Origin of the sequence: Thalassospira sp. MIT121401 (genome assembly GCF_047125595.1) — a bacterium.
Taxonomy (GTDB): Bacteria; Pseudomonadota; Alphaproteobacteria; order Rhodospirillales; family Thalassospiraceae; genus Thalassospira; species Thalassospira povalilytica.
The window spans coordinates 330,978-351,616 of sequence record NZ_CP138926.1; the positions used below are offsets into that span (position 1 = coordinate 330,978).

Annotated in this window: 20 protein-coding genes; 7 read left to right on the plus strand and 13 right to left on the minus strand. The window is 55.8% G+C overall.

What is annotated here, in order from left to right:
• Window positions 1-33 precede the first annotated feature (33 nt).
• Entirely contained in the window at window positions 34-1,278 is a 1,245-nt protein-coding gene (locus SIB88_RS01505) for an ABC transporter substrate-binding protein (protein WP_412559148.1), read from the minus strand.
• A 229-nt stretch (window positions 1,279-1,507) separates the two neighbouring features.
• Between SIB88_RS01505 and SIB88_RS01510 the strand changes: the two genes are divergently transcribed.
• Both SIB88_RS01510 and SIB88_RS01515 read left to right on the plus strand, forming a co-directional pair.
• Window positions 1,508-2,839: a GH1 family beta-glucosidase gene (locus SIB88_RS01510; RefSeq protein WP_412559149.1), complete on the plus strand. Its 1,332-nt coding sequence runs from the start codon at window positions 1,508-1,510 to the stop codon at window positions 2,837-2,839.
• A gap of 50 nt (window positions 2,840-2,889) precedes the next feature.
• A complete protein-coding gene (locus tag SIB88_RS01515; RefSeq protein ID WP_101246744.1) occupies window positions 2,890-3,930 on the plus strand; it encodes a LacI family DNA-binding transcriptional regulator in 1,041 nt (346 codons plus the stop codon).
• Between the two features lie 56 nt (window positions 3,931-3,986).
• On the opposite strand, the gene SIB88_RS01520 is transcribed toward SIB88_RS01515, so the two are convergent.
• Window positions 3,987-4,532, minus strand: a complete 546-nt coding sequence (locus SIB88_RS01520; RefSeq protein ID WP_101246743.1) for an MgtC/SapB family protein — start codon at window positions 4,530-4,532, stop codon at window positions 3,987-3,989.
• 49 nt (window positions 4,533-4,581) lie between these two features.
• Complete coding sequence (locus tag SIB88_RS01525; protein ID WP_412559150.1) at window positions 4,582-5,520, minus strand: LysR substrate-binding domain-containing protein; 939 nt, start codon at window positions 5,518-5,520, stop codon at window positions 4,582-4,584.
• 102 nt (window positions 5,521-5,622) lie between these two features.
• Here SIB88_RS01525 and SIB88_RS01530 point away from each other — a divergent pair, with 102 nt between their 5' ends.
• Window positions 5,623-6,315, plus strand: coding sequence for a LysE family translocator (locus tag SIB88_RS01530; protein ID WP_412559151.1), 693 nt, complete (start codon window positions 5,623-5,625; stop codon window positions 6,313-6,315).
• A 47-nt stretch (window positions 6,316-6,362) separates the two neighbouring features.
• Here the strand turns inward: SIB88_RS01530 and SIB88_RS01535 are convergent, their stop codons facing one another.
• From SIB88_RS01535 to SIB88_RS01565, 7 genes are all read right to left on the minus strand, one after another.
• Window positions 6,363-6,794, minus strand: coding sequence for a DsrE/DsrF/DrsH-like family protein (locus tag SIB88_RS01535; RefSeq protein WP_412559152.1), 432 nt, complete (start codon window positions 6,792-6,794; stop codon window positions 6,363-6,365).
• Window positions 6,784-7,587 (minus strand): HesA/MoeB/ThiF family protein, encoded by an 804-nt coding sequence (locus SIB88_RS01540; RefSeq protein WP_114112154.1) that lies wholly within the window; start codon window positions 7,585-7,587, stop codon window positions 6,784-6,786. Before SIB88_RS01540 ends, SIB88_RS01535 begins: the two co-directional genes overlap by 11 nt.
• Before the next feature lie 287 nt (window positions 7,588-7,874).
• Window positions 7,875-8,825, minus strand: a complete 951-nt coding sequence (gene cysK / locus SIB88_RS01545; RefSeq protein WP_101247025.1) for a cysteine synthase A — start codon at window positions 8,823-8,825, stop codon at window positions 7,875-7,877.
• Between the two features lie 202 nt (window positions 8,826-9,027).
• The gene (locus SIB88_RS01550; protein WP_008888834.1) at window positions 9,028-9,483 is read right to left on the minus strand and encodes an RrF2 family transcriptional regulator; all 456 of its coding nucleotides are present in this window, start codon (window positions 9,481-9,483) and stop codon (window positions 9,028-9,030) included.
• Window positions 9,484-9,650: 167 nt separating this feature from the next.
• On the minus strand, window positions 9,651-10,115 hold the full coding sequence (gene dut / locus SIB88_RS01555; protein WP_412559153.1) for a dUTP diphosphatase: 465 nt from the start codon (window positions 10,113-10,115) through the stop codon (window positions 9,651-9,653).
• 69 nt (window positions 10,116-10,184) lie between these two features.
• On the minus strand, window positions 10,185-11,402 hold the full coding sequence (gene coaBC / locus SIB88_RS01560; protein WP_250281076.1) for a bifunctional phosphopantothenoylcysteine decarboxylase/phosphopantothenate--cysteine ligase CoaBC: 1,218 nt from the start codon (window positions 11,400-11,402) through the stop codon (window positions 10,185-10,187).
• Window positions 11,403-11,568: 166 nt separating this feature from the next.
• Window positions 11,569-12,873: a polysaccharide deacetylase family protein gene (locus SIB88_RS01565; protein WP_412559154.1), complete on the minus strand. Its 1,305-nt coding sequence runs from the start codon at window positions 12,871-12,873 to the stop codon at window positions 11,569-11,571.
• Window positions 12,874-13,113: 240 nt separating this feature from the next.
• Between SIB88_RS01565 and SIB88_RS01570 the strand changes: the two genes are divergently transcribed.
• Together SIB88_RS01570 and SIB88_RS01575 are read left to right on the plus strand one after the other, a co-directional pair.
• The gene (locus SIB88_RS01570; RefSeq protein WP_412559155.1) at window positions 13,114-13,695 is read left to right on the plus strand and encodes a malonic semialdehyde reductase; all 582 of its coding nucleotides are present in this window, start codon (window positions 13,114-13,116) and stop codon (window positions 13,693-13,695) included.
• Between the two features lie 249 nt (window positions 13,696-13,944).
• Window positions 13,945-15,354: an ATP-binding protein gene (locus tag SIB88_RS01575; RefSeq protein ID WP_412559156.1), complete on the plus strand. Its 1,410-nt coding sequence runs from the start codon at window positions 13,945-13,947 to the stop codon at window positions 15,352-15,354.
• A gap of 17 nt (window positions 15,355-15,371) precedes the next feature.
• Here SIB88_RS01575 and SIB88_RS01580 read toward each other — a convergent pair whose 3' ends face one another.
• The 3 genes from SIB88_RS01580 to hslV form a co-directional block, all read right to left on the minus strand.
• Entirely contained in the window at window positions 15,372-15,851 is a 480-nt protein-coding gene (locus SIB88_RS01580) for a GNAT family N-acetyltransferase (RefSeq protein ID WP_412559157.1), read from the minus strand.
• 143 nt (window positions 15,852-15,994) lie between these two features.
• Window positions 15,995-17,305, minus strand: a complete 1,311-nt coding sequence (gene hslU / locus SIB88_RS01585; protein ID WP_412559158.1) for an ATP-dependent protease ATPase subunit HslU — start codon at window positions 17,303-17,305, stop codon at window positions 15,995-15,997.
• Window positions 17,306-17,364: 59 nt separating this feature from the next.
• Entirely contained in the window at window positions 17,365-17,925 is a 561-nt protein-coding gene (hslV, locus tag SIB88_RS01590) for an ATP-dependent protease subunit HslV (protein WP_101246732.1), read from the minus strand.
• A gap of 217 nt (window positions 17,926-18,142) precedes the next feature.
• Here hslV and ade point away from each other — a divergent pair, with 217 nt between their 5' ends.
• Together ade and hisB are read left to right on the plus strand one after the other, a co-directional pair.
• The gene (gene ade, locus SIB88_RS01595; protein ID WP_412559159.1) at window positions 18,143-19,873 is read left to right on the plus strand and encodes an adenine deaminase; all 1,731 of its coding nucleotides are present in this window, start codon (window positions 18,143-18,145) and stop codon (window positions 19,871-19,873) included.
• A gap of 157 nt (window positions 19,874-20,030) precedes the next feature.
• Window positions 20,031-20,630, plus strand: coding sequence for an imidazoleglycerol-phosphate dehydratase HisB (gene hisB / locus SIB88_RS01600; protein WP_101246729.1), 600 nt, complete (start codon window positions 20,031-20,033; stop codon window positions 20,628-20,630).
• The last annotated feature ends 9 nt before the right edge of the window (window positions 20,631-20,639 follow it).

The following is a 20,639-nucleotide window of genomic DNA, read 5'->3' on the forward strand; positions in this document are numbered from 1 at the left end:
GGCGCATCCCTGCAAAGTCTCTGGAATTTCGCCTTATTTGGCGTTGGAGATCGCTTGATGGAACTGCGCCTGGCCCTCTGCCGGGCTCATATCCGTACTGTTCCAGAAATTCGAGATGCTGTCATCAATTGCCCCCGAAACCGCACTTGGCACACCGAAAAGTCCGGTGCTGACAAGGTGGGTCTTTTCGTCCTGAAGGGTCCTGATCGCAGTCTGTGCACAGCTGTCAAAACTGTCAGCAGGCACGTCCAGACGGGCCGGGATGGATCCCTTTTTCTTGTTAAAGGCAATCTGCACATCAGGTTCAAGCATCACATGCGCCATTTTGGCCTGCGCAGGGGTGGCTTCCTCGCCATCCATCGCCGAAAAGGCAAAGGCATCAACGGTCATGATATAGGCGGTATCGATCGCGGGGGCGAAGGCGCATCCGACCGTGGTTCCAGGCTCGATCCCGGCGGCAATGATTTCACCCTTGGCCCAGTCACCCATGAACTGGAACGCAGCATCGCCCTTGATCACCATGCTGGTTGCTTCGTTCCAGTTGCGGCCCGGGCTTCCTTCATCGACAAAGGGCTTAAGCGCGGCAAAGGTTTCAAACACTTTGCGCATGGTATCGGAATCCAGCAGATCATCATCAAGCGTGCTGTAAAGCTTGGCATAAAACTCGCGACCGGCAACGCCCAGAAGCACACTGTTGAACATGATGCGTTCCTGCCAGGGCTGCCCGCCCAGACCGATCGGAATAATACCGGCATCTTTAAGCTTCTGGGCTGCGGCTACAAAGTCATCCCAGCTTTTGGGCACGTCCACACCAGCCTTTTCAAGGGCTGCCTTGTTATAGAACATCCAGTTTTCGCCATGGATGTTGATCGGGGCGGCGATGTAGTCGCCATCATATTTCGCTGCCTTGACGATCAGCGGCGGCAGCTTTTGGTCCCAGTTTTCTTCACTTGCGACCTTATCGACATTGGCAAGCAGTCCCTGATCTGCCAATTCACGCAATTGCTGACCGATCGAGAACTGGAAAACAGCCGCCGGATCACCACCAAGCATCCGGTTGACTGCCGCAGCACGGGCATTGCCACCCCCGGCAATCGGGGTATCGACCCATTCGCCACCGCTTGCCTCGAACACCTTGCGAACCTCGGCAAGGGCGGCCTGTTCGCTGCCCGATGTCCACCAATGCAGAACCTCTGCAGTCTGGGCATGAAGCGCACCGGCAGAGACACCTGCGCTCAGAAACGCCGCAAGGGCTGCGACTTTGGAAAATTTCGTCATAACCGATGTTCCTCCCTAATGGATACCTTCACGCCCGACTTCTTCTTAAACGGAAAATCGTAACGTTACGATTTTTTTTGATAAGCGCTTTATTCACCCTTGTCAATCAACAAAACCCAATGATAATAGGGGAAACAGGTGGCGAATATATTTTTTTGCCAAAATTTTCGAAACGTTACGATTTTGGATGCATTCAACAAGAACATCCGATCAGGGTAAGGAAGCAAACATGACGAAATCATTCCCCGACGGGTTTCGATGGGGTGTCTCCACCTCAAGCTATCAGATCGAAGGCGGCGCAGATGATGACGGACGCGGCGACAGCATCTGGGACACCTATTGTGCCACACCGGGGCGTGTCGCCAATGGCGACAATGGTCGTGTTGCCTGTGACCATTATCATCGCTGGGCCGAAGACCTTGACCTGATCAAGGGGCTGGGCGCGCAACATTACCGCTTTTCTGTCATGTGGCCGCGGGTTTTGCCCGATGGCACCGGCCGGGTTAACGAGGCCGGAATTGATTTTTACAGCCGCCTGATTGATGGCATGCTTGAACGCGGAATTGATCCGTGGCTGTGCCTGTATCACTGGGACCTTCCGCAGGCGCTTCAGGATCGCGGCGGCTGGACCAATCGCGATGTTGTCGACTGGTTTGGCGACTATACCGAACTTCTGGTCAGCCGGTTGGGCGACCGGGTCAAGGCCTGGGTCACATTCAATGAACCCAATGTGGTGGCCTGGGTCGGCCACGAAGAAGGCCGCCATGCGCCGGGCATCACCGACCCGCGTGCCGCCATGCGGGTAACCCATCATCTTAATCTTTGTCATGCGCGCGCCACACGCATCATCAAACAGCACCATCCGAAGGCCCCGGTCGGATTCGTTTTGCCGATGCACAAGGGATACACATTGCCCCATCGCCGCGAACAGGACGCCCATCTGATCGATCTTTTCGAAGCCAAGTGGAATGGCGCGTTTCTCGATCCGGTTTATTACGGGCGCTATCCGGAACTGATCATGGACCGGATGGAACCCCATATCCGGGCAGGCGACCTTGAAGCAATCCGAACCGAGGTCGATTTTCAGGGGCTGAACCAGTATTTCCCAAGCTATATCCAGGCCGCCGAAGGCAAGGCATGGCCGTTCCGGCATGCCGAACCGCCAAAATATTTCCGCAGGACGGAAATGGGCTGGGCCATTGACGGGGATTGCTTCTATCGCACCATGAAAATCCTTCAGGAAAATTACGGCAATCCGCCGGTTTTCGTCACTGAAAACGGGGGTGCCTTTACCGATATTCCGGGCCATAACGGCTATATTGATGATCAGGATCGCATTTCCTATTACCGCGAATATCTTGGCGCGCTTTTGCGTGCCGTTTCCGAAGGTGCCAATGTACAGGGATACATGCCCTGGTCGCTTCTGGACAATTTCGAATGGGCTTATGGCTATGAAAAGCGGTTCGGGCTTGTCCATGTCGATTACACCACCCAAAAACGCACCCCGAAGGCATCCTATGAATTCATGCGCAACGTGATTGCACAGAACGCATTGCCATAGGACGCCGCGGACGCTTACATTGTCCGAAAGAACATAAGAACGGACCTGACATGCCTGCTTCTCGCCCCAACTTGCGCACGATTGCCGACCGGCTTGGCCTGTCGGTTACAACTGTGTCGCGCGCCCTTAAAGACGGACCCGAGGTCAAACCCGACACGGTCGCCAAGGTCAAGGCAGCAGCAGCGGAAATCGGCTATCGCCCGGATGCACGGGGCGTCATGCTGCGCACCGGCAAAACCATGCAGGTCTGTTCGATCCTGTATTCCCCCGAAGTCGGCGATTACGGCGATCCGGGCTTTCTTGCCCAGGTCGAAAGTCTGGCACAGGGGCTTGAAGCTGATCATTATTCGCTGGTGGTGCTGGCCCAGACCAGTGCCGAAGATCCGCTTGAACCGGTACGCAAGGTCCATACCCAGCGCATGGCCGATGCGGTGGTGTTTTCACGCACCACGCTTCAGGACAAGCGCGCCAAATACTGCCTTCAGCATGATTTTCCATTCGTCAGTTTTGGCCGGACAGAACTTTTGACGCCACATGCCTTTGTCGATCACGATGATGAACAGGCCGCCTATGATGCGATTACGCGCCTGATCGAAGACGGCCATCGCAAGATCGCCATGATCGATCCGCCCGAAAACCTGACCTTTTTTGGCTATCGCAAACGCGGTGCGCGCCGCGCCATGGTCGATGCCGGACTTGATCCCGACAGCCTTGTTCTGATGCCCTCGGACGTTTCGGTGCGGGCTGCACGTGACGCAACCAACCGGCTTTTTGGCGATCAGCATGATGCGACCGCCATTGTGTGCGCCAGTCAGATGACCATGATCGGCGCACTCGAAGCCTTGATGGAACTTGGTATGGATACCATCCGCGATGGCATCGGGGTTGTCGGGTTTGGCGGGATGCCGTTTCGAATGCTGTCCAAACAGAAGCTGGCCTATTATTACCAGCCCCAGCGTCACGTCGGCGAAGTCCTTGCCCGCCATCTGCACGATCTGATGAACGGATCAGACGTCGAACAGCTGCAAACCTTGCTGCCCTATCGGCGGATTGATGATTTGGCTGCCTTCCGCGAGGGTGAGGACTTTTAGCCCACCCAAAACCCCTGCAATACAAATCCGGGATCGAACGCGCCCGGCACCGGTCTTTAACCCTGCGCCTTGCGATGTTCGGGATTGTCACCGTTTTCGGCATCCCCGGCCCCGATCAACCGGACCAGAAGCACCTCGATCGGCTTAAGCACGATCAGAACGATAAAGGTCAGCACCGTGGCGATCACCACGATATGCCAGGCTGCAAGTGCACAGGCAATACCAAGTGCCGCTGTTATCCAGACCGTCGCCGCCGTTGTCAGGCCCGAAACCGACATGCTTTTGGGCTGACGCAAGATCACACCGGCACCGATAAAGCCGATCCCGGTCAAAACGCCCTGCAAAATGCCCTGAACCACACGTGACAGGGCATCGGGATGATCAATCATGTCCTGAAAATGAACCGCCACCACTGAAACGACAGCCGCCCCCAATGCAACAAGGGCCAGAGTCCGCATCCCGGTCGGCTTGCCATTCACATCCCGGTTAAGCCCGATCATCATGCCAATGACCGTGGCCGCACACAGACGCGCCACCATATCGATAATTCCGATATCGAAATATTTTTCGGCCGTCGCGAAATAGGGCAGATCGGTCAGCATGCTGGGCGCCTTTAAGGTTTCAGGGACTCCCAGAACGCCCGACATTCGATCAATGTTCCGGTTCTCGCACCCCAGTCCCGGAACCAAGATGGCTTTCCATCCCCTGTGCCATCATCATCAGCCAGTCAAAAAACAGGGCAATGCGCGGGTCACGATCCGGCCGATCAAGTGTGATCAGAACATAATCGCATCCGGTCGATGCCATCCCGTGCGGGGCAATCAGCCGCCCGGCGGCCAGATCATCACAAACCAGCGGCAACGGACCAATCGCTGTGCCCAGCCGGTTGACGGCTGCCTGAAGGGCAAAAAAGAAATGGTCGAAATATTGTTCGCTTGCCGGGCTCACATCCAGCCCGCTGGCCCGTTTCCAGTCATCCCACGCGTCGGGCCGGGTGCGACTATGCAGCCAGCGTGCCTTTGACAAATCGCGATCAAGGATATTTTCCCAGCAATCCGGATCACATACCGGTCCCGCAAGTTCGGCCCAAAGACGGGTGGTGACGTAATCTTCGGAAATGCCGTAATCGGCCCTGCGAATGGCCACATCACAGCCATCGGAAAGCAAATCAACCGGCCCGCCAGCAAGGCGCAGGTCAATATTCAAATCAGGATTGGCTTGCCGGAAATCACCAAGACGCGGCATCAGCCAGCGCATGGCAAGACTTGGCTCGCACGACACCGTCAGGATCGGCGACGTTCCGGCGTGGCGGTGGATATCCTCGATCGCCTGATCAAGACCGTCCAGCGCCCCGGTCGTTGCCTTCAGCAACCGCTCGCCCGCCGATGTCAGCCAGACCCGGCGGTTACGCCGCACAAACAGATCAACGCCCAGGCGGTCTTCGATCTGGGCCACCGCCCGGCTGATGGCCCCGTGGGTCAGGTGCAATTCCTCGGCCGCGCGTGAAAAACTTTGATGACGGGCAGCGGCTTCAAAGGCCGGAAGGGCCGCCAATGGGGGCAGGCTGCGTTTTTTGTGAATATTACTCACAATATTTCCCGGAATTTTTCGATTTTCTGGCAACGGGTCCAGTTTGATACTCAATCAGCTCACAGATCAATCGGTTTCTTTAAGCTTTCAGGATCACAGACCATGCCGGAAATATCCCCCCATCTGCCATCAATGGAAATCATTGCCGTTGCCATCATCACCATTCTGGCAGTTATCAGCCCGGGGCCGGACTTTGCCATGGTCACGCGCATCGCCCTGTCACGGGGCAGACGGGCCGGTATTTTATGTGCAATCGGTATCGGAAGCGGGGTTTCCGTCCATCTGACCTATACCCTGATCGGTCTGGGCGTGGTGTTTGCCAGCAATGTCTGGGTTCTGACGGCGTTGCGTTATCTTGGGGCGGCTTATCTTATCTGGCTTGGCATGTCGGCCCTGTGGCCGGATATCCGCGCCATGGTGACCCGACGTAAACCCCTGAAAGAAATGGGTGTTAGCGCTAACATCGTCAGCACTGCTTCGGGCACGGATCAAAACAGGAACGCCCCTGATCGCAATGCATTCTGGATCGGCTTTGCCTGCAATGCGCTTAATCCGAAAACAATGCTGTTTATCGTATCGCTGTTCAGTCAGGTGATTTCACCTGGCATCCCGATCCTTCAGGAAATCGGATACGGCATCTATATTGCGGCCTGCCACATGGGCTGGTTTGGGCTGGTTGCGGTTGCACTTACGCTTCCGGCCGTGCAGGCCCGGATTGCCGCGATCAAGGTCTGGATCGAACGGGCTGTCGGGCTGTGCCTTGCCGGTCTTGGCATCAAACTTCTGGCAAGTTAAGGCTGCATAGCCCGGCAATGGAACGAACAGGCAACCGGGATAGCAGATCAGATAAACAGCATCTCGCCATTCTGTCTGGCATCGTTCAGGAACGTCACAACGCCGCCGGTTTCGATGGAAAGCTCATCGCGGGTGGCGTCGTTTTCCAAACCAAGTGCGCGCAGGCCCATTTCACAGACCATGAATTTCGCGCCAAGCGACGCACAGGCCGACAGAAGCTCTTCAAAGCTGCCAATACCGCGGGTGGAAAAGCTTAGATCGATCGAGGTCGCAGTCGCACCTTCGGCCTCGGTGCGCAAATGCCGCCAGCCCGATGGCGCCAAAAGCGCCCGGCTGGCATCCATGGTAAAGAACAGTGTGACTTCGCGCCCGGTCGCCAAAGCCGCCGACGCCATTACGAGTGCGTAATGAACCTTTTCAAAGCTGCCGGAAAAGATCACCAGCGACAGTTTTCTCGGGCTTTCCGTCTCAGTGCTCATGGATTGAAAGATCCTTTATGGTCGCATTTTCGGAACAGGTCGGGCAGCCGGGGTCGCGCGGCACCCGGATTTTGCGGAACGATGCCGACAGGGCATCGATGATCAAAAGTTGCCCGGAAAGACCGTCACCAATGCCCATCAATTCCTTGAGCACCTCGGTCGCCTGGATGCCGCCAATCATGCCAACAACCGAACCCAGAACACCCCCCTGTGCACAGGACGGGATGGCATCTTCGGGCGGCGGGGCATGATAAATACAGCGATAGCACGGATTGGGCGCCCCCAGATGGGCCTTGAAGGTCGATACCTGACCATCAAAACGAAGTGCCGCCCCCGATACCAGCGTCTTGCCCGCCAGGTAGCAGGCATCGTTAAGCAAAAAGCGCGTCTCGAAATTATCCGAACCGTCGGCAATCACGTCATAACCGGCAATCAGATCCATTACATTGGATGCATCAAGGCGGTCATTATGGGCATGCACCGTAATTTCCGGGTTCATATCAAGCATGGTCGATTTTGCACTATCGACCTTGGCGGTTCCGAGATCCTTCATGCCATGCGCGATCTGGCGCTGAAGGTTGGACAGCTCCACCGTATCGGCATCAACAATCCCGATGGTCCCAACCCCGGCGGCTGCCAGATACATCGCAAGTGGTGAGCCAAGCCCGCCGGCACCGACGATCAAGACACGCCCGCGCTTAAGCTTCATCTGGCCGGTACCGCCAACATCCTTAAGGACGATATGGCGGGCATAGCGCTGTACTTCATTTTCGCTGAAATCGAAATCACTCACGCGGGCGGGTTTCCTGTCAGGACGGAACTATGGTGCTGGTTTCTGGATATAGCTTGCGGGTCTGGTCTCTCAAGGAAAAGATTTGATTTTCCACCGAATTGTCCGGGTGATGCACCGTTCGGGCAAAGAGCAATCCGAACCGAAATGCGATCGGAATGCTTATCTTTCCCGCCGCATCCCTTATAAGTTTCGACATCGCAATAAAATCAGGCCACATAAAAAGGCCCGGCGCAATGCACCGGACCTTTTGCTCGGATCATCTGGATATCCGGACTGCTGACCAAGGCTTATTGCAGGCCTTCGAACAGCGCGGTCGACAGATAACGTTCGGCAAAGCTCGGGACGATGACAACGATGCGTTTGCCGGCATTTTCCGGTTTCTGGCCAAGTTCGATACCGGCGGCAACCGCCGCACCCGACGAAATGCCGGTCGGAAGACCTTCGATGCTTGCCAGTTTGCGCGCGGTGGCAAAGGCTGTCTCGTTGCCGATGGTCATGACGGTGTCGATGACATCGGTATTAAGGTTGCCCGGAATGAAACCGGCACCAATGCCCTGGATTTTGTGCGGACCCGGCGCGCCGCCGGAAATGACCGGGCTGTCTTCGGGTTCAACAGCAACGATCTGGATGTTCGGATTATGCTTTTTAAGCACTTCACCCACACCGGTCAGCGTCCCGCCCGTACCGACACCGGCAACAAAGATATCAACCTGACCGGCGGTATCCTTGAGGATTTCCTCAGCCGTGGTGTTGCGGTGAACTTCCGGGTTGGCCGGGTTGTCAAACTGCTGAAGCATGATTGCACCGTCGATTTCGGCAACCAGCTCCTCTGCGCGGGCAACCGCGCCTTTCATGCCCTTGGCGGCCGGGGTCAGGTCGATCTGTGCGCCCAGAAGCATCAGCATCTTGCGACGTTCAAGCGACATGCTTTCAGGCATGGTCAAAATCAGCTTGTAGCCCTTGGCAGCAGCAACAAAGGCCAGCGCAATGCCGGTATTGCCCGATGTCGGCTCGACCAGGGTTGCGCCCGGCTTGATCTTGCCGGCTTTTTCGGCGGTTTCAATCATCGCCAGACCAATACGGTCCTTGACCGAGGCCAGCGGGTTGAAGAATTCAAGCTTGCCAATCAGGTCGGCTTTGACACCTTCGGCTTCGGCCAGACGCGAAAGGCGCACCAGCGGCGTTGCGCCAATGGTGTCGATGATGCTGTCGTAAATCTTGCCGCGAAACTCAGTCATGTTTTCCTCGCACGTTTCTGTATTTTTGCCATCAAGCACATGATCTACCTGTATTTATCCTGCGATCCCACAAGGTCAAATGGATAGCGCAAATTTTTACAAGCAATGGTGCCTGCGGCATTCGTGATGCCTGTAGTTTAATTCAAATTGCAGCGGAATCATGTTGAATAAGGATACATCACTCCGCCACCAGCCCAGAAGACTAAATAATGAAATCCGGGGACTCTTCGATGCCACTGCGCAGGCCCGCATCGCGTGCCCGGTTGCACAGGTCTTCGACCGTGATCTTTTCAAGCTGCTTCATCATTTCGTCCTGCAATTCCCGCCAAAGGGGACGCACGACTTCCTTGCCCAGCGGCGATCCGGCCGGATCTTCGATCGGATCATCGGATGTTTCCATCGACCGGATGACCGAAACAATATCGGCAAGCGTGATACGACGGCGTTCACGCGCCAGACGATACCCGCCCCGCGGGCCGCGCACCCCAACCAGAATATCGGCACGCACCAACTGCTGAAGGGTTTGCTCAAGGTACCGTTTCGGGATTCCCTGACGCGCGGTAATATCGCGGCTTTGGACCGGTTCGCCTGCTGCGTTATAGGCAATATCGACCACCGCCTCGATCGCAAACAGCATCTTTTTTGAAAGCTTTAACATCGTTTCATCTTACTCCCCTCTTGGTTCGGCCATCCCCCCAGACGGCATGCAAACCTGGTTTCGCCAGAGCAATCAAATCTCGCAACCAAAATCACGACCGTCACGGCAACCACCCGCCATAACCGTCATGTGACCATCAGATCGCGTTGCGATCTGATGGCAAAAACTTATTTGACCGGGCTTGCCGTCCCGGTCGATCCGAACCCGCCCGCACCGCGCGCAGTCTCATCCAGATCATCCACCGCATGCCAGGAAACCTGGGTTACCGGGGCAACCACAAGCTGGGCAATGCGCATGCCGCGTTCAATTTCAAACGCCACGTCGCCGTGATTGATCAGGATAACTTTGATCTCGCCGCGATAATCGGCATCGATCGTGCCCGGGCTGTTCAGAACCGTGACACCGTTCTTGGCAGCCAACCCCGAACGCGGGCGTACCTGGGCTTCGAACCCGGCGGGCAGGGCAATGGCAATGCCGGTTTCAACCAGCGCACGCTTGCCAGGTTCAAGAACCAGCTTGCCGTCAATTGCCGCCTGCAAATCGACCGCCGCCGACTGGGCAGTGGCATATTCAGGCAACGGCAAATCCGCCCCGTGCGGAAGCTGTTTCAAATCAACACTCAGAGCCGACATATTCCATCCTTGTCTTCTTCCCGGTCATCAGACCGGGTTTGTTCTTGCAATCCGTGTGTCCGCGACACATCAGGAAAAATGTTTGATGATCCGGGCACAAAGTGCCCCGGCGATGCCGGTTTTGCTTTGGCGCGACCAATGTTCGTCAGCGCCCGCATCATCCCCTGAAATCAGGAAGACCTCGTTCAGATCCCCGCCAAAGGTCCCGGTATCGGGCGCCACATCATTGGCAAGAATCCAGTCGCATCCCTTGCGCGCGCGCTTGGCACGGGCATGTTCGGTGACTTTTTCGGTTTCTGCGGCAAAGCCGATCACAAGCCCCGGGCGCGATGCCCCGGACTGGCTGATGGTTGCCAGAATGTCGGGATTTTCCGCAAGTTTAAGATCGGGAATAATCCCCGACCCATCCTTTTTAAGCTTCTGACCGGCTTCATCGGCAGTACGCCAGTCGGCAACAGCAGCGGCACAAACCGCAATATCCGCCGGAAGGGCATTTTGAACCGCGGCAAGCATATCGCGCGCTGTTTCAACCCGTACAACCGTTACCCCGACCGGATCGGGCAGGGTCACAGGACCGGACACCAGCGTCACATCCGCACCGGCATTGGCAAGCGCCTGGGCAATTGCATGGCCCTGTTTGCCCGATGACCGGTTGGCGATGTAGCGCACCGGATCAATCGGCTCGTGGGTCGGGCCGCTGGTCACGACCGCCTTTTTGCCGGCAAGCGGCTTGGGCGCAGACTGGTCTTCAAGGAAATCAAGCACGCTTGCGATAATCTCGGCCGGTTCGGCCAGACGCCCCGAACCGGTTTCGCCACAGGCAAGATCACCGGCAGATGGCCCCACCCGGATCACACCGCGGCTTTCAAGCGTTGCGATATTGGCCTGTGTCGCCGGATGGTTCCACATTTCCACATTCATGGCAGGCGCAATCATCACCGGCTTGTTGGTTGCCAACAGCGCGGTTGTCGCCAGATCACCGGCCTGTCCGGTTGCCATTTTTGCAAGGATATCGGCACTTGCCGGGGCGACCAGAACAAGGTCGGCCTCACGCGACAGACGGATATGGCCCATCTCGGCTTCGTCGGTCAGGGAAAACAGATCCTGATAGACCTTGTTTTCCGTCAATGCCGCCACAGACAACGGTGTCACGAACTGTTCGCCACCCTTGGTCAGGATTGCGCGGATATTGATTTCGCGGTCTCTGAGCCGACGGATCACCTCAAGAACCTTATAGGCCGCAATGCCGCCCGAGATGATCAGAAGGATATTCTTGCCTGCCGACACTGTGATTACCAATTAATTACGGTTTAAAAGTGTGGTTAACCTACATTGTCTCATTATGGGACGCAAGCGCCCATAACCGAAATGGCAAACGCCGCGGTCCGGAAAGGATCGCGGCGTAGTGTTTTGGAGTGCTTTGAAATACCAAAAAGCAACGGCATCAAAGGTTTCACGGAACGGTGTAAAGCATCCCGAACCATTGCCAACGGGAATCCGGGCCCATCGCCGTGCAATTGATGCGCCAGCGTCCCGATGCGACCGGCCCGTCGAGGCGAATTTCAACGCGTTCATCGCCAAGGCGGCTCATGGTTGCGTCACCATCGGACGGATAACAGGCGATATTGGCTGTCGGCTCCTTAAGGGTAAAGCCGAATGCAGGCGGATTGCGCGTCAGGGTATAATCCCCCGGGGTCACGTCGCTGACCCGCAATGGCAACGAATTTGCCGCCAATTTGAAGCGGTCCATTGCGCCATAATGCTCGTTCAGCGCAAAGCGCGGCAGATACATGAAATCGGATTCCGTGCTCATGGCACCGCTTTGCTGACCAAACGCGGCCTTGTATCCGGCCTCCTTGACCGCACTGATGACGTCTGCATTCGCCTCGCCATAGGGATAGGCGAAGATATCAGGCACAAAGCCAAGCTCTTCCTTGAACCGTTTGGCCGAATGATCCAGTTCGGCCTTGACGGCCGCAATATCAAGATCAGGCAGGTGGGAATGATGCTGGCTGTGACCCCCAATGGTGACCCCCGCCTTTACCAGATCACGCACCATGTCCCAGGTCATGTAATTGGAAAAGCCGTCATCGATCTGTTGGGTCGAAACAAAGACCGTAAAGGGCATATTGTGGGCCTTGAAGATCGGCCAGGCCTGTTCATACACAGAACGATAGGCATCATCGATAGTGATGCCGATGGTACGATCAGGCAAACCGCCACCATTTTCAATCGTCGTGACGATCTGTGGCAGCCCCATAACCGTGTATCCGCCGCTGGTCAGTTCGGCGATATGTTCCTTGAACTGGTCGATCTTGATGTTGGTCGACGGATATTCATCTTCGCCAAACCGATGATACATGAAAACAACCGCCGAGGTGGCATCACCTGCCGGTGCTGCTGCCGGCTTTTCGGCAACAATGGGATCAGCGGCCGGATCATCAGCCTGATCAACGGCCGGTGCTTCGGGTTGCGGCACGTCAGGAGCCGCTGTTTCGGATGCTGTCGCCCCGGGTGCTGCTGATTGTGCCGACATGTCGGGATCAGCCGCACTGTCGCTTTGCGCAGACGGCTCGGCAACCGGCATGGTGGCCGGTGCAGTGGTTTCGGTTTCAACTGACTGGGCGCTGCCCTGACCGACACCGAATGTTAACCCAACAGCAAACGACATCCCGAAAACCATACCGCGCAGCATGGAGCCGGGGGAAAGCAGATCGGTTACCGATGATGACCTTTGCCCTTTGGTCTCGAATTTCATAATTGTTTCCAGTCTTCTACCAACCACTCCAAACAGGGCGACATATGGGGGTCGGCCCTGTGCACCGGACATGCTGTTTTCACCGTCGTCCGGGTGCAGCGTCCCGTTTGCCGGGATCGTTTTGCAAAAGCAAAAATACCAGCGAACCAATTGTTTTTCCATATTTCATATAGATGGTTGCGAATTGGTTCATCAGGGTTACCTTTGAAACAGACGTATAACCCAAACTGATGAGGCCCCATGCTTGATTCTGATGCTCTTGGTCTTCTGTTCCACAATGCGCGCACCTTCAATAACTGGCAGGACCGTGATGTCGATACCGGTTTGCTCAAACAGGCATGGGATCTGACAGTGCTGGGCCCGACCAGCGCCAATTGCGAACCGATGCGCATTACCTTTGTAAAATCGGATGCCGCCAAAAAGCGCCTTAAACCGTTCCTTTCCGAAGGCAATGTCGACAAGACAATGAACGCCCCGGTGACCGCGATCGTGGCCCAGGACATGGAATTTTACGAAAAGCTTCCTGATCTGTTTCCCCATACCGATGCGCGGTCATGGTTTGCCGGCAAGGATGACGCGATCAAAGCCACCGCTTTTCGCAACAGTTCGCTTCAGGCCGGTTATTTCATTCTTGCCTTGCGTGGTCTTGGGCTTGATTGCGGTCCGATGTCGGGATTTGATGCGGCGGGATTGGATGGCGAATTTTTTGCCGGTACACCGCTTAAGACCAACCTTCTGATCAATATCGGTTATGGCGACCGCGACAAATTGCCACCGCGCAGCCCGCGGCTCAGTTTTGATCAGGGGGCTGAAATCATCTGATTTCGCAAAACCCATCCTCGATCTTCCAGAAGGCCTCCGACAGTCGGGGGCCTTTTTTATATTTCAGGGTTGTGATTTTCTGATAAAGCACGGCCGGGCCATGCTTCGACGGATTTTTTCAATCGGCTGAGCAACTTGAAAACTGTCATCAAACTTTTATTTGATCTTTACTGGCCCATAACCATTTTAGGTCCACTTTTACAAACGCGTGCACCGGATCACCGCAACCCCCGTAAACAGGAGCGTTAATTGGGCTTCCGCCAATTGATACTTACAGCTTTGGCCATCGCCTTTCCGGCGGGCATTGTCTTTGTCGTCCTTGCGGCGATGGAGCTGCTTGGCTGGGGCACGGCGATCCTGTCTGCCACGCTGTCCTGGCTTGGCATCACCGCAATGCTGCGCATCTATTTCGGCGATTTGCGCCGGGTGGCGCGCTATGCCACGGATTTGCGCGACCGGTTCAAGGGTACCCCGCCGCAACATATTTCATTTGGTGCTGCGGCTGAACTTTCATCGCTTTATACCCAGATTGCTGCGGCCTTCCGCGATCGTATCGCGCTTCTTGAAGCACAAACCAGCACCGATGCCGAAATCCTTGATCACCTGCCGAACCCGGTGGTGATGGTCAACCGGCACCGGGTTGTGACCGGCTTCAACCAGGCGGCCAAGGGGCTGTTTCACAATCTTGAAACCGGGCGCGATCTGACACGGTTTATCCGTGACCCGATCCTTCTGGACGCATTTGATGACGTCGCCAATGCCCGCGAAACCATGAAGCATGCCGAATTTGTTCTGGCCAGCGACGCGCACCGTCATTACGACGTGCTCACCGCGCGACTGCCCGCCGCAACCGGGGACCGGAACTTTGTGCTGAGTTTCTCGGACCTGACCGAGCTTCGCAAACTGGAGCAGATGCGGGCCGATTTCGCCACCGACGCCGGTCATGAATTGCGTACCCCGCTTTCGGTGTTGCTGGGCTTTATCGAAACGCTTGAAGGCCCGGCCAAGGATGACCCCGATGCGCTCAACCAGTTCCTGCCGGTCATGCGCGATCAGGCCCTGCGCATGCAGCATCTGATCGAAGATTTGCTGTCGCTGGCGCGGATCGAACTGAATGAACATACCCCGCCATCCGAAGAATGCGATGTTGGCAAGATCATCGGCAAGGTTGCCGAAAGTCTGACCATGAAGGCGCAGGCAAAGGGCATGAACATCCGTGTGACCAGCGCACTCGACAACACCGAAATGGTCGGCGAGGAAAAGGAACTGACGCAGGTCTTTGTCAATCTGGTCGAAAACGCCATCAAATATGGCCATGCCAATACCGATGTCGAAGTTTCGATCAGTCTGGTCAAAAACCCGCCCGGCGCGCTGGCGCGGTTCCGCCATGACCGGATCATGGCCGTTGCCATCCGCGATCATTCCGACGGCATTGCGCGCGAACATCTGCCGCGTCTGACCGAACGGTTCTATCGGGTTGATACCGCACGATCGCGCGCGGTTGGCGGTACCGGTCTTGGTCTTGCCATCGTCAAGCACCTTGTCCAGCGCCACCGCGGCACCATGCAGATCGAAAGCGAACAGGGCGTCGGTTCGGTCTTTACTGTCTATCTGCCGGCCAAAACCGGCGATAATGTGCGGAAACTGCATTCCGCCTGATCTGCTTTGGATAGCAGTCAGATATCCTTGCAAAACAGGATTTCATGACCTGCTGCCGCGGTATCCGTATCTCTTCGATCAATTTCGCGGAAACCGAATTTTCGATACATCTCGGCTGCGCTTCCGGCTTGCCGGTAAATAATATCGATACCAAAACGTTTTGCTTCTTGCAGGATGCCTTCTACAAGCTTTTTTGCAATGCCCAGTCCACGATATCGATAAAGCGTATAGACGGCAGCAACCCAAGGGGTTTTATCTGGCCATCCTTCACCGTCCCGAGGCCAAAGGCTGATCATCCCTATCGGCAAGTTGGTATCTTTGTTGATTGCCAAAAGCGTTAGGGGAAGATCATCCTTTTGACAGCATTGAGCAAAGTACGCTCTGGCTTTTTCAAGGCTGCTGTCAGGCTTTTGCACGCCCCAACGCCCATATGCCCAAGCTGCACAGGCGTCTACGCAATCAGGTCTGTCTGCCAGATAAACAACGTCATAAGGCATGGGCGCGCCCCCGAAATCGATACATTCCCAAGGCATGACCATAGGCCAGATTGCGGCGGCTGAGGGTTAAATAAAAAAGGCCAGCAACATCGTGCCGGCCTTTTGCGCCTCTGATCTGAATCTGATTCGCTAGAACGTTTCGATTACAGAATAAACTTCGAAAGATCGGCATCCTTTGACAGATCTTCGACCTGTTCGCGGACATAATTGGCATCGACCTTGAACGTTTCGCCACCACGATCGGTCGCGGTAAAGCTGATATCATCAAGCAGCTTTTCAAGAACCGTATGCAGACGGCGCGCCCCGATATTTTCGACCGTTTCGTTCACATTGGCCGAAATGCGGGCGATTTCATCAATCGCATCATCGGTAAAGTCCAGAGTGACATCCTCGGTCTTCATCAGCGCGATATACTGCTTGATCAGGGAGGCTTCCGGTTCCATCAGGATGCGGCGGAAGTCACCTTCGGTCAGGGCTTTCAACTCAACCCGGATCGGCAAGCGACCCTGCAATTCCGGCAGCAGGTCCGATGGTTTGGCCAGATGGAATGCGCCTGAACAGATAAACAGGATATGGTCGGTCTTGACCGTGCCATGCTTGGTCGAAACGCTGGTTCCTTCGATCAGCGGCAACAGATCACGCTGAACACCTTCGCGCGATACATCGCCACCGCGCTCGGACCGTGCGGTGATCTTGTCGATCTCGTCGAGGAACACAATACCGTTCTGTTCGACATTCTCGATCGCCTCGGCGGTGACCTTGTCCATATCCAGAAGCTTGTCGCCTTCTTCATCGATCAGGCGCTCGAACGCTTCTTCGACGGTCATGCGTTTTGGCTTGGTATTGCCGCCAAATGCCTTGCCGAACATGTCATTCAGGTTCAGCATCCCCATCTGGGCACCGGGCATGCCCGGGATATCGATGGTCGGCATCGAGGCCGAGCTGCTTTCCTGAACGTTTATTTCGATTTCTTTTTGCTGAAGTTCGCCTTCGCGCAGCATCTTGCGGAATTTCTGACGGGTGTCAGAAGACGCATTTTCACCGACAAGCCCGTCAAGAATGCGTTCTTCGGCCTGCATTTCGGCCTTGGCGCGGACTTTTTTGCGCATGCTTTCGCGCGTCAGATCAATCGAAACTTCGACCAGATCACGCACGATCTGTTCGACATCACGCCCGACATAGCCGACTTCGGTGAATTTGGTTGCCTCGATCTTGATAAACGGCGCATCGGCAAGCTTCGCCAGACGGCGGGCAATTTCGGTTTTACCGACACCGGTCGGGCCGATCATCAGGATGTTTTTGGGCAGAACTTCATTGCGCATGGTGTCGTCAAGCTGCTGCCGGCGCCACCGGTTGCGCAACGCAATGGCGACCGCGCGCTTGGCCTCTTTCTGCCCGATGATATGACGATCGAGTTCAGAAACAATTTCGCGCGGGCTGAAATGTTGGGTCATGATTTATTCCGTATCTTATTGCGACAGATGCAGCGACAGGGCCCGGATTGGCGCCCTGCTTATTTCGCATCCTCGATTTCAATCTTTTCCAAAAGGACATTGCCGTTGGTATAGACACAAATCTCGCCGGCAATCGCCATGGCCTTGCGGGCGATTTCCTCAGCACTGAGGTCCTGGTCAATCAGGGCGCGCGCCGCGGCCAGTGCGTAGTTCCCGCCCGATCCGATGGCAATGATGCCGTCTTCGGGTTCAAGAACATCACCTTGCCCGGTCAGCACCAGCGACACATCCTTGTCGGCAACCGCCATCATGGCTTCGAGCTTGCGCAGATAACGGTCAGTACGCCAATCCTTGGCAAGTTCAACACAGGCACGCATGGTCTGCCCCGGATGGCGGTCAAGCTTTGCTTCGAGCCGCTCAAGCAGGGTAAAGGCATCCGCCGTTGCACCGGCGAAACCGACCATGATCTCGCCTTTCTGGCCGATCCGGCGGACCTTGCGGGCATTGCCCTTGATCACGGTCGGGCCAAGCGATACCTGACCATCACCCGCCACCACGACTTCATTGCCCTTGCGCACCGACAGAATTGTCGTGCCATGCCAGCTTTGTTGTTCGCTCATGAATTATCCTTGAATCTCATCGATTGCTTCGCCCAAGAGTTAGCACGGCAGACGCCCCGGTCAAGGGCAGAAGCCACCAGACAGACCGCATCGAACCTTTGCTGTGATGCAAACACAGTTTCAACGCCCATATGCATAAAAATTCAAAGCACACCGGCCCCACATGCTTTAGGCTTGATCGTCAGAAAAGAATTTCAAGAATACAGGACCAGACATCATGAGCAGCACCGATCTTTCCCAAACCCATCTTGGCAAATGCATCCTTGCCGGTCAGGGCAAGATCAAGGCCGATCTGGTTTTGCGCAATATCGGGTTATTGGACGTCATCACAGGATCGGTAACACAAACCGACATTGCCATTGTCGGCGACCGCATTGTCGGCACCCATGATAGCTATGAAGGCCGGGACGAGATCGATTGCACTGGCAAATTCGCAGTCCCCGGCTTTATCGATACCCACCTTCATATTGAAAGCTCGCTGGTCACCCCGCTTGAATTTGATCGCTGTGTCTTGCCGCATGGCGTGACCACGGTTTTGTGTGATCCGCATGAAATCGCCAATGTGCTGGGCTCCGATGGCATCAAATATTTCCTTGATTGCGCTGAACAGACAATCATGGATGTGCGGGTCAATCTGTCATCCTGCGTGCCGGCCACGGCGTTTGAAACCGCCGGCGCGCGGCTTGAAATCGAAGACCTGCTGCCGTTCTGCGACCATGAAAAGGTCGTCGGCCTTGCCGAAATGATGAACTATCCCGGTGTGCTCAACCTTGATCCGGGCATCATGGCCAAACTTGAAGCGTTTCAGGATGGCCATATTGATGGTCATGCGCCGCTGGTGCGCGGCATGGATCTGAATGGCTATATGGCGGCGGGCATCCGCACCGATCACGAAGCCACATCGGCCGAAGAAGCCCGCGAAAAACTTGCCAAGGGCATGGCGATCCTGATCCGCGAAGGATCGGTTTCCAAGGATCTCGAAGCCCTGGCCGAAATTCTCGATGAAAACAGTTCAAGCTTTGTGGCCCTTTGTACCGATGACCGCAACCCGCTTGATATCGGCGAGGAAGGCCATCTTGATAGCCTCGTGCGCCGCCTGATCGGGCATCTCAAGGCACGCAATTGTCCGATCCATCATGCCTATCGCGCCGCATCGCATTCCGCAGCCCGTATTTTCGGTCTGCGTGATCGCGGGTTGATCGGGCCGGGCTGGCGGGCCGATATCGCCATTCTGGATGATCTTGAAACCTGCGATGTTAGCGCTGTCATCGCCGGTGGCCGGGTGGTCAGCGACGATCTGTTTGCCGGGCGCAAAACCATCGCGCCTGTCGGACTAAGCTCGATGAAAGCCAAACCCGTATCGGCCGAGGCATTCGCCTGTGATCCGAAACCGGGTCAAAATCAGACGCCGGTGATCAAGGTCAAGCCGGGGCTTATCCTGACTTTCCGCGATGAAGCCACCCTGGAGATTGGCGAGAATGGCCTGAAACCCGATCTTGCCAATGACGTGATCAAGGTCGCGGTCGTCGAACGCCACGGGATCAATGGCAATATCGGACGCAGCTTTGTACGTGGTTTTGGCCTGAAACGCGGAGCGATTGCATCATCCGTCGGCCATGACAGCCACAATATCACAGTGGTCGGGGCCAATGACGCCGACATGGCCGCAGCCGTCAATCGCCTGATTGAAATGGGCGGCGGCTTTGCCGTTGCCGATGGCGGCAAGGTGACCGCCGAACTGCCATTGCCGGTCGCCGGATTGATGAGCCTTGAGCCGTTCGAGGTTGTTGAAAAAGACCTGATCAAACTCCGCGCAGCCGCCAAGGATCTGGGATGTGTTTTGCCCGAACCGTTTCTTCAGGTCGCCTTCCTGGCACTTCCGGTCATTCCGCATCTTAAAATGACCGATCGCGGTCTGTTTGATGTCGATAAATTCGACTTTGTCTAAGCCGGCATTCTGGTGACCGGATCACTGTAATGGCCATGGGTCTGCCACAGGTGGAACTTGCGGCCATTACGTAGCCACCTAAAACTGGCTTTTCCACGGGTTTGTTGCTACATACGGTCCATCATATGCATCAATATCTGCAGGAAAGGAGCTTTGCATGCGCAAGGCCCGCGTTGAGCGTAACACAAACGAAACCCAGATCATGGTTGAACTGAACCTTGACGGGACCGGCATCTATGATGTCGAGACCGGGGTCGGTTTCCTTGATCACATGCTCGAACAGCTTTCGCGTCACAGCCTGATGGACCTTAAGGTCCGGGCCAAGGGCGACCTGCATATTGATTTCCATCACACGACAGAAGATAGCGGCATCGCGATTGGCCAGGCCTTTGCACAGGCACTTGGCGATAAAAAGGGCATTACGCGTTATGGCAGCTGCCTGCTGCCGATGGACGAGGCATTAACCCGTGTCGCCCTTGATATTTCAAGCCGTCCCTATCTGATCTGGAATGTCAATTTTACCCGCGACAAGCTGGGCGATATGGACACCGAATTGTTCCGCGAATGGTTCCAGGGCTTTGCCCAGGCAGCCGGCATCACGCTGCATGTCGAGAACCTGTATGGCGAGAACAATCACCATATCATCGAAAGTGCCTTTAAGGCGCTTGCACGGTCCTTGCGCGATGCGATCGAAATCGATCCGCGCAAATCCGATGCCATTCCGTCGACCAAGGGGACCCTTGGCGGTTCGCTTTAAGCGGGTCAG

What these genes read in the sequence shown, in the direction of transcription:
- SIB88_RS01535 (WP_412559152.1), bottom strand. Translation starts at nt 6,794, where the DNA reads ATGAGCACTGAGACGGAAAGCCCGAGAAAACTGTCGCTGGTGATCTTT.
- hslV (WP_101246732.1), bottom strand. Translation starts at nt 17,925, where the DNA reads ATGAGCGAACAACAAAGCTGGCATGGCACGACAATTCTGTCGGTGCGC.
- dut (WP_412559153.1), bottom strand. Translation starts at nt 10,115, where the DNA reads ATGTCGGCTCTGAGTGTTGATTTGAAACAGCTTCCGCACGGGGCGGAT.
- SIB88_RS01515 (WP_101246744.1), top strand. Translation starts at nt 2,890, where the DNA reads ATGCCTGCTTCTCGCCCCAACTTGCGCACGATTGCCGACCGGCTTGGC.
- SIB88_RS01530 (WP_412559151.1), top strand. Translation starts at nt 5,623, where the DNA reads ATGCCGGAAATATCCCCCCATCTGCCATCAATGGAAATCATTGCCGTT.
- SIB88_RS01580 (WP_412559157.1), bottom strand. Translation starts at nt 15,851, where the DNA reads ATGCCTTATGACGTTGTTTATCTGGCAGACAGACCTGATTGCGTAGAC.
- SIB88_RS01550 (WP_008888834.1), bottom strand. Translation starts at nt 9,483, where the DNA reads ATGTTAAAGCTTTCAAAAAAGATGCTGTTTGCGATCGAGGCGGTGGTC.
- hisB (WP_101246729.1), top strand. Translation starts at nt 20,031, where the DNA reads ATGCGCAAGGCCCGCGTTGAGCGTAACACAAACGAAACCCAGATCATG.
- SIB88_RS01505 (WP_412559148.1), bottom strand. Translation starts at nt 1,278, where the DNA reads ATGACGAAATTTTCCAAAGTCGCAGCCCTTGCGGCGTTTCTGAGCGCA.
- SIB88_RS01520 (WP_101246743.1), bottom strand. Translation starts at nt 4,532, where the DNA reads ATGCTGACCGATCTGCCCTATTTCGCGACGGCCGAAAAATATTTCGAT.
- ade (WP_412559159.1), top strand. Translation starts at nt 18,143, where the DNA reads ATGAGCAGCACCGATCTTTCCCAAACCCATCTTGGCAAATGCATCCTT.
- SIB88_RS01565 (WP_412559154.1), bottom strand. Translation starts at nt 12,873, where the DNA reads ATGAAATTCGAGACCAAAGGGCAAAGGTCATCATCGGTAACCGATCTG.
- SIB88_RS01570 (WP_412559155.1), top strand. Translation starts at nt 13,114, where the DNA reads ATGCTTGATTCTGATGCTCTTGGTCTTCTGTTCCACAATGCGCGCACC.
- hslU (WP_412559158.1), bottom strand. Translation starts at nt 17,305, where the DNA reads ATGACCCAACATTTCAGCCCGCGCGAAATTGTTTCTGAACTCGATCGT.
- cysK (WP_101247025.1), bottom strand. Translation starts at nt 8,825, where the DNA reads ATGACTGAGTTTCGCGGCAAGATTTACGACAGCATCATCGACACCATT.
- SIB88_RS01510 (WP_412559149.1), top strand. Translation starts at nt 1,508, where the DNA reads ATGACGAAATCATTCCCCGACGGGTTTCGATGGGGTGTCTCCACCTCA.